1 rRNA gene is annotated in these 2,473 nt (G+C 52.9%); it reads left to right on the forward strand.

The features are described from left to right. Window positions 1-2,473, forward strand: a 23S ribosomal RNA gene (locus tag FD23_RS08530); the annotation flags it as partial.

Here is a 2,473-nt window from a genome sequence, read left to right on the forward strand (position 1 = left end):
AGATTTATCTGCCGGGGTTGTAGGACTGAGACATGGCACTTCAGAGGATAGCAGAAGCGTTTGGGAAAACGCGCCAGAGAGGGTGATAGCCCCGTAAGCGAAATCCAAAGAAGGCCTATCAGTATCCTGAGTAGGGCGGGACACGTGAAATCCCGTTTGAATCCGCGAGGACCATCTCGCAAGGCTAAATACTAACCAGTGACCGATAGTGAACCAGTACCGTGAGGGAAAGGTGAAAAGAACCCCGGGAGGGGAGTGAAAGAGAACCTGAAACCGTGTGCCTACAAGTAGTCAGAGCCCGTTAACGGGTAATGGCGTGCCTTTTGTAGAATGAACCGGCGAGTTGCGTTAGTCAGCAAGGTTAAGTCAGAAAAGACGGAGCCGCAGCGAAAGCGAGTCTGAAGAGGGCGAGCAGTTGGCTGACGCAGACCCGAAACCAAGTGACCTACCCATGACCAGGTTGAAGGCGCGGTAAAACGCGCTGGAGGACCGAACCCACGTAAGTTGAAAATTGCGGGGATGAGTTGTGGGTAGCGGTGAAATTCCAAACGAACTTGGAGATAGCTGGTTCTCTCCGAAATAGCTTTAGGGCTAGCCTCGCAAAGAGGATGCTGGAGGTAGAGCTCTGTTTGGACTAGGGGCCCGTCAAGGGTTACTGAATTCAGATAAACTACGAATTCCAGACATTTATGTGCGGGAGTCAGACTGCGAGTGATAAGATCCGTAGTCGAAAGGGAAACAGCCCAGATCACCAGTTAAGGTCCCAAAATTCATGCTAAGTGGAAAAGGATGTGGAGTTGCGCAGACAACTAGGACGTTGGCTCAGAAGCAGCCATCATTCAAAGAGTGCGTAATAGCTCACTAGTCGAGTGACGCCGCGCCGAAAATTTACCGGGGCTAAGCATGATACCGAAACTGTGGATGTGCATTTATGCACGTGGTAGGAGAGCGTTCTAGCGGCGGTGAAGCATGACCGAGAGGACATGTGGAGCTTCTAGAAGTGAGAATGCCGGTATGAGTAACGAAAGACAGGTGAGAATCCTGTCCGCCGCAAGACTAAGGTTTCCTGGGGCAGGCTCGTCCGCCCAGGGTAAGTCGGGACCTAAGGCGAGGCCGAGAGGCGTAGTCGATGGACAACAGGTTGAAATTCCTGTACTGCACCGAATCGTTATGAGCGATGGAGGGACGCAGGAGGCTAGCAGCGCGTGGTGCTGGATACCACGTTCAAGCGTCAAGTCTGAGAGTGAGTCAAATGCTTGCTTTCATAAGGACAAGGCGTGATGAGGAGCGAAATTAAAGTAGCGAAGGCTGCGACGTCACACTGCCGAGAAAAGCTTCTAGCCAGAGACGGTGCACCCGTACCGCAAACCGACACAGGTAGTCGAGGAGAGTATCCTCAGGTGAGCGAGAGAACTCTCGTTAAGGAACTCGGCAAAATGGCCCCGTAACTTCGGGAGAAGGGGCGCTGGTCGCAAGATCAGCCGCAGTGAAAAGGCCCAAGCAACTGTTTATCAAAAACACAGGCATCTGCAAAATCGTAAGATGAAGTATAGGTGCTGACACCTGCCCGGTGCTGGAAGGTTAAGAGGAGAGCTTAGCGCAAGCGAAGGCTTGAATTGAAGCCCCAGTAAACGGCGGCCGTAACTATAACGGTCCTAAGGTAGCGAAATTCCTTGTCGGGTAAGTTCCGACCTGCACGAAAGGTGTAATGATTTGGGCACTGTCTCAACGAGAGACTCGGTGAAATTATAATACCCGTGAAGATGCGGGTTACCCGCGACAGGACGGAAAGACCCCATGGAGCTTTACTGCAGTTTAATATTGGGTATCTGTCAAGCATGTACAGGATAGGTAGGAGCCGGAGAAGATAGGACGCCAGTCTTATCAGAGGCGCTGTTGGGATACTACCCTTGCTTGACGGATGCTCTAACTCAGGCCTGTGATCCAGGCCGAGGACAGTGTTTGACGGGCAGTTTGACTGGGGCGGTCGCCTCCTAAAGTGTAACGGAGGCGCCCAAAGGTTCCCTCAGAATGGTTGGAAATCATTCGCAGAGTGTAAAGGCAAAAGGGAGCTTGACTGCGAGAGAGACAACTCGAGCAGGTACGAAAGTAGGGCTTAGTGATCTGGTGGTACCGTATGGAAGGGCCATCACTCAACGGATAAAAGCTACCCTGGGGATAACAGGCTTATCTCCCCCAAGAGTTCACATCGACGGGGAGGTTTGGCACCTCGATGTCGGCTCGTCGCATCCTGGGGCTGAAGTCGGTCCCAAGGGTTGGGCTGTTCGCCCATTAAAGCGGCACGCGAGCTGGGTTCAGAACGTCGTGAGACAGTTCGGTCCCTATCCGTCGTGGGCGCAGGAAATTTGAGAGGAGCTGTCCTTAGTACGAGAGGACCGGGATGGACGCACCGCTGGTGTACCAGTTGTCTTGCCAAAGGCATCGCTGGGTAGCTATGTGCGGAAGGGATAAG

This window comes from Lactobacillus delbrueckii subsp. delbrueckii DSM 20074 = JCM 1012 (assembly GCF_001433875.1).
In the GTDB taxonomy this organism is placed as follows: domain Bacteria; phylum Bacillota; class Bacilli; order Lactobacillales; family Lactobacillaceae; genus Lactobacillus; species Lactobacillus delbrueckii.